The sequence below is a fragment of the Ruminococcus sp. genome, from assembly GCF_017650195.1.
Taxonomy (GTDB): Bacteria; Bacillota; Clostridia; order Oscillospirales; family Ruminococcaceae; genus Ruminococcus.
This window is the reverse complement of the sequence record NZ_JAGCFH010000289.1, coordinates 1-5,895: the sequence shown is the minus strand read 5'-3', so window position 1 is coordinate 5,895 and position 5,895 is coordinate 1. Positions and strand designations below refer to the sequence as shown.

At 38.3% G+C, this 5,895-nt stretch carries 8 protein-coding genes; 1 reads left to right on the top strand and 7 read right to left on the bottom strand.

Annotated features, from left to right (window positions below):
* Positions 1–29: 29 nt before the first annotated feature.
* From J6U00_RS13020 to J6U00_RS13000, 5 genes are all read right to left on the bottom strand, one after another.
* Positions 30–1,304: a thymidine phosphorylase gene (locus J6U00_RS13020; RefSeq protein ID WP_296582510.1), complete on the bottom strand. Its 1,275-nt coding sequence runs from the start codon at positions 1,302–1,304 to the stop codon at positions 30–32.
* A gap of 76 nt (positions 1,305–1,380) precedes the next feature.
* Positions 1,381–1,635 carry a pro-sigmaK processing inhibitor BofA family protein gene (locus J6U00_RS13015; RefSeq protein WP_296582507.1) on the bottom strand — a complete coding sequence of 85 codons (255 nt, stop codon included), beginning with the start codon at positions 1,633–1,635 and terminating at the stop codon, positions 1,381–1,383.
* A 12-nt stretch (positions 1,636–1,647) separates the two neighbouring features.
* Positions 1,648–1,932, bottom strand: coding sequence for a hypothetical protein (locus J6U00_RS13010; RefSeq protein ID WP_296582505.1), 285 nt, complete (start codon positions 1,930–1,932; stop codon positions 1,648–1,650).
* A gap of 19 nt (positions 1,933–1,951) precedes the next feature.
* Positions 1,952–2,293, bottom strand: coding sequence for a hypothetical protein (locus J6U00_RS13005; protein ID WP_296582503.1), 342 nt, complete (start codon positions 2,291–2,293; stop codon positions 1,952–1,954).
* A 9-nt stretch (positions 2,294–2,302) separates the two neighbouring features.
* Positions 2,303–2,557: a hypothetical protein gene (locus tag J6U00_RS13000; RefSeq protein WP_296582500.1), complete on the bottom strand. Its 255-nt coding sequence runs from the start codon at positions 2,555–2,557 to the stop codon at positions 2,303–2,305.
* 98 nt (positions 2,558–2,655) lie between these two features.
* Here J6U00_RS13000 and J6U00_RS12995 point away from each other — a divergent pair, with 98 nt between their 5' ends.
* The gene (locus tag J6U00_RS12995) at positions 2,656–3,138 is read left to right on the top strand and encodes a metallophosphoesterase (RefSeq protein ID WP_296582498.1); all 483 of its coding nucleotides are present in this window, start codon (positions 2,656–2,658) and stop codon (positions 3,136–3,138) included.
* Between the two features lie 124 nt (positions 3,139–3,262).
* Here J6U00_RS12995 and J6U00_RS12990 read toward each other — a convergent pair whose 3' ends face one another.
* Positions 3,263–4,189, bottom strand: coding sequence for a DUF624 domain-containing protein (locus J6U00_RS12990; RefSeq protein ID WP_296582496.1), 927 nt, complete (start codon positions 4,187–4,189; stop codon positions 3,263–3,265).
* Positions 4,190–4,855: 666 nt separating this feature from the next.
* Positions 4,856–5,656 (bottom strand): pyrroline-5-carboxylate reductase, encoded by an 801-nt coding sequence (gene proC / locus J6U00_RS12985; protein WP_296582494.1) that lies wholly within the window; start codon positions 5,654–5,656, stop codon positions 4,856–4,858.
* Positions 5,657–5,895 lie beyond the last annotated feature (239 nt).

Below are 5,895 nucleotides of genomic sequence, written 5' to 3'. Positions count from 1 at the left end.
TATTATTTTATCACACAAAAACGCAATAGTCAAGTATAACTCGGCCTTTCGGTTATTTTAAATTTGACCGCGTTCAGAGCTCTTAAAGCTGGGACGGAAAAATCACTGCATACCGATGAATAAAGCGTCATTATTATATCGTCCGAATTTATATGATCTCCTATATCGCAGTTCATTACTATGCCTGCGCTCATATCAAGCTTATCATCTTTATTGATACGCCCTGCACCGAGAAGGAGCGATGTCATACCTAGCTCTTCGCAATCGAAGCCTAATATTTCCATTTCCTTTGTAGCGCGAATTTCGTATTTTAGCAATGGCTGCGGCAAAAGTGAAGTATCGTCGCATATCTTATCATTTCCACCGTGAAGCTGGATTGTTGAACGAAGCACTTCAAGAGCTTTGCCAGATGATATAGCATCTTTTGCAAGCTGACAGCATTCTTCAAAGCTACCCTTTCCTGCAAGTTGAAGCATTTCAGCCGCAAGTTCTATGCATATATCATAAAGCTTGCCACTTATCTTTCCTTGTAAAAGCTCTACAGCCTCTTTGACCTCAAGTGCATTGCCTATGTTTTTTCCTAATGGAGAATCCATATCGGTAACTACAGCTTTGCATTTCTTTCCGGCTGCGGTTCCAACCTTTTCCATAAGAGAAGCAAGCTTTTCAGCCTCCTTCTTCGTTTTCATAAATGCTCCGGAACCGTATTTAACATCAAGGACAAGGATATTAGCGTTCATTGCAAGCTTTTTGCTCATAATACTTGCACATATAAGGGGAATGCTGTCTACTGTCCCAGTTGCGTTCCTTAAAGCGTATATCTTCTTATCCGCAGGACAAAGCTCTCCAGTCTGTGAAATAATTGAAAAACCTGTCTTTTTCAAGATATATTCAAATTCCTCAAGGTGCAGATCAGTTCTGAAGCCCTTAATGCTTTCAAGTGTGTCGATAGTACCACCGGTATGTCCAAGTCCGCGACCTGACATTTTGGCAACGCATACTCCACAGGCAGCCACGATCGGTCCGATAATAAGTGAGGTCTTATCACCTACTCCACCGGTGCTATGCTTGTCCGCAGTAAGAGGAATGTTAAGATGAAGAACATCTCCACTGTCACGCATTGCGGCTGTAAGCGCGAAGGTCTCTTCATCGCTGAGTCCGTTGAGGCATACAGCCATAAGCCATGCCGACATCTGATAATCTGGAATATCGCCTTTAGTATAGCCACTGACAAGCCACTGTATCTCTTCCTCAGACAGTTCCTGCGATTTTTTAGTTTTATTTATAATATCAATAATGTTCATGATCCACCTCCTATGCGTATATTTTAACATTAATCAGAACATAATTCAATACTTTTTGTGAAATCGTGCTTGTTGTTTACAAAAAATTCATTATTACGAGAAAGACAACAAAAGGCACACCTAAAACAATACTTCCCGATATATTAAAAACATTAAGAGGTATCGTAACCCCGAGCATATCGCCGTATTCGTTTAAAAGGAACAAAGCAGCACTTCCTGTAAAAGCGCCAGTAATGAAAGAGAGCATTTTTTTTTCACGTTTAAGATAATATACTAACATTATTATGGTAACTAAAATGCACAGTGCTCTGAGTATTATTTCTGGATTCATTCTTTTTACCTCTCAAAGTAATATATAACCAAGCGCTAATATCAGTTTGATATCAGCGCCTTCTTTTATGAGCGTATAAATTATCAAAGCAATAAGAAGCTTGTCACTGTCAATGCTTCCGCCAAAGAATTCATCGGCAATATCATCAAATATGCTTTTCTTTGTCCCGCTGACTGTTTCTTCTGTCTCATCTTCAGGTACTGGAGGAATATCCGCAGCAGCTCTGTGATGCGAACCATGACATATGTTCATTCCGCCTCTGCAACGGTGTGAAGGTCCATAGCTGTAAACTGCCAACGTATATTCACTCCCTTCGTTATATCAGTTCGTTGAGAATACCGCTGTCCTTTGCAATATTCCAAACTGCTAGTATTTTTAGCAGTTTCAAAGCTTTATCCACACGCTTTTGTTTCTCGTCACTTAGATGAGGCTTAAGAGCAATAAGTAACTCAGTATTCTTATCCTGCTTAGAAACCTGCCCAATAAGACTTGTCAGCTTTAAAACTGATTCAATATCTGGAGAAACTATTTCAGCTTTATCTTCTCCTGACTTGTCACTGCTGTCATCTGAAGCAAGTATCTGTGCAAGCTCAGAAAGCTGTTTTAAGCTTTCTTCATCTGACAGCAGCTCCCCTATCCTGTTGATTATATCATCCATACAATGGGTTTACATCTTTTTGCCGCCTGTGAGCTTTTCATACAAAGCCTTAGCCTGCGGACTGCTCATCATTTTTTCAACGATTTTAGGATTGTTAACAGCTTGTTTAAATCTTAAGGCATCGTTTTTATTCATTGCGGAAAGGGCAGTGTCGAATTTTCCTTCTTCAAGCTCTGAACGAAGTTTTTCGGGCGGAACGCCTATTTTTTTGCTGATTACGTTCAGCAGACCTTTTATTTTGTTCGGATCAAGTTCATTATTCATATTAATCTCCTTAAAAACAATGTACGCAATAATATTATATTGCATTTTTCAAAAAAATATGATATAATAAATTATCATTTAATTTGGAGGGATCGAACTTGCGCATTGTTGCATTATCTGATACACATGGTAATTCTTATGCTCTCGAAAGTGTCATATTAAGAAATACAGATGCCGATTGGATATTTCATCTTGGCGACGGCGAGCGTGAGCTTGATAATTTCCTACTCTCACACCAGAAGCTTGCACAAAAGATTATCCATGTTGCCGGAAACTGCGATTTTGAAAGCTTAAGCCAAGAGATATTTGTTCTTCCTGTACTGGATCACAAGATTCTTGCAACTCATGGACATCTCTACGGCGTAAGCAGCTCCCTCGATAAGTTGAGAGAGCTTGCCCTGACAAACGGTTGCGATATAGTGCTTTTCGGGCATACTCATGTAAAGTATGAAAGCTACGAAAATGGTATATATTTCCTTAATCCCGGCAGTGCTTCTATCCCACGTGATGGTAGCAAACCTTCCTTTGGACATATAGACATTTCTCCTGCCGGTGTGGTTACAAATATTGCAGACGTATAATCTCCCCTGCTTTATTCTATGCAGTACAGATACTTATGTTACATAAAAAGAAGAATCCCCTTGAACTTTTATTATGTTCAAGGGGATAGTTTTTACTTCTTATATAGATGCATAAGCGTATTATTTAAGATATTCTCTTACCCTTACCCTTAGGACGCTTTTCTATAGGCTTTTCCTTTCCGCCCATGTCTTCGAAGATACGCTCTGTTTCATCGTCAGTATCGTCTATAAGTTCCGGATTGATCTTGCCAATACTAGTATAATAGGGATTTATCACGTATTTCTGTATAACTGGATAACTGTTGAAGCATGAAACTAGGCAGAGGAATGCCGCTGGGAAAAACGGTATCAGGAACAAAAATACTCCCGTAGCGAACATCCTCAATAATGTCATAACACCTATAGTCAAAAATATCACTAAAAAAGTAATTGCATTCTGCTTAAGTGCAACAAAAGCTAAAGCGAATGAGTTCTTGAAAAGATTTTTTGTTTTTAATGTGGTTGCTACCATCATAGGGAAAATGTAGAAATTCATTACCAATACCACAAGAAAAACGCTTAATGTAATCACCATTGGTATATAAACAGCCTTTGACTGTACCTCTTCATAAAGCTGAGGATAAAATGCGAACGCTGAGAGAGCAGAAAGAAATAATATACAGTCAATAAAGCCAACTATCGCCGCGGTCTTGAAATTTGATTTAAATCCTTTCCAGAAATCATGCCATATAAAAGTGTGTTTACCAAGCACAAAGCAACGGATAACCTTTATCATTCCAGCTGTTGCAGGTCCTATAAGTATCATGAAAATTATTGCAAGTACAACGGTAAGTATTAAAGATACATCTGAATACTTTTCGCCGCAGGCATATATGAGCGGCAAAATAAGTATGAGTGGCAGAAAAAACGACATATACATAAGATTTAGTGTCATCAGGTTCCATATTTTTCTGCCGAAAATATCAAAGAAAAGAGCTACGCCTTCCTTTTTCGGAGCGTCTTTGGCTATGCCAGAACCTGCACTCTCATAATTTTTGGAAAAGATTCCCATATTTTCAATTCCTCCGTTTACAGTCTAAACGCTTTGAGCTGCAAATAAAAAAATGCGCCTGCGATAGCTGAAAAAATTAAAGATAATAAAATAATGACCAGAAACCTTACACAGAAAAGTTTTAAGGTTATTCTCTTGTTTTCACGCACATCGCCGTGAAAATAGAATTCAAACAGATAAAAAGAACTTCTTAAAGCTTCTTTCACAGAAAGGATAACAACTGTGATTAACGCAGCAGATCTTGGAATGACTGCTGTTAATATAATAAAAAATGCGTTTTTTCCGTACATCTGATATACAGAAGCTGTTATATATCCGGTATAAATACCTGAAAACAAGAGCAAGAAATAAGCGAGCGGCTGTCCTATCGCCGACGAACCGGCAAGGAATGCAGCTGCAGCAAAGATCAGCATACAGACAAATGTCTCTCTGACCTCCGCGATAACAGAGCAGTTCTGCATAAAAAAGACGTTTGCTTTTATTGGTAGATTATCATAGAATGGTGTGTTATGGACTATCGCTCCAATAATAATTCCAGCGATTATCACCAATATATAAACCGAGAGGCTTGTCCCTTTTATGCTTTTATCATTAGATATACTTATGCTTCTCATGCGCATCATTCCTTTCCAGATAAATGATATGCGCATAAAAAGCTATTTAGACTTATTTTGAAAGCTCATAAGCTCTCTTGGTACAGCTTTCACAGCAATTCTTAACTACGTCAGTAAGATTGCCCTCATAAAGCCTGTCAAGACCGGCAAGAGTAGTACCTCCTGGAGAAGATACCATTTTTATGAGCTCATCTATCGTATTTCCGGAATCTGTGATCATTTTAGCAGAACCGATAAGACTCTGAGTGAATAATTCCTCCGCAGCCTGCTTGTCGATACCCACTGAAGCTGCGTAATCAATAAATCCCTTTGCAAAAAGATATATAAAAGCAGGACTGCTTCCGTTTATTGCGATTATTTCCTTCATCTTGTCCTTAGGAATGACCGCAGCCTTTCCACATATCTTAAATATATTGAGAACGACGTCAAATTCTTCGTCAGTAACATTTTCGTTCCTTGAAAGAGCGGAAGCACCTTCGCCGAGAAGAAGAGGAGTATTAGGCATTACAAGTATGACCTTTGCATCAGGAATAGTCTTCTTGGCGATAAAATCGTCACCTATACCTGCTGCAATTGAAATAATAACTGTATCCTTTCTCGTATGTTCCGAAATAGCTTCAAGAACACCTTCGATTATCTGAGGCTTTACAGCAAGGAATACATATTTACAGTTATCCATTATCTCATTTTCTGATGAACAGGAAGAAATACCATACTCTTTAAGAGCCTGTATCTTTTCAGCGCAGGGATCAAAAGCAAAAAGTTTTACTTTTTCGCCAAGACTGCTTGAAGCAATGCCTTTCATTATAGCAGTACCCATATTGCCTGCGCCAATAAAACCTATATTTATCATAGTTTTATCTCCTTATATTATAATGCATTATTAATTATACATCATTATGCCCAAAAAATCAAGAACATTTTTTGCGTTGTTGAATAAACAAAAAATCAGAATCCAGTTATAAAAATCAAGCACTCTGAGTGTATTTACTCATATTATGTAGAACCAAGTTTCATCCGGATCAAGGTCTGAACTATGTACAAGGTTAGACGAGTCAAAATTGAAGCGAAGCTCCTGATTCTTAATACTTA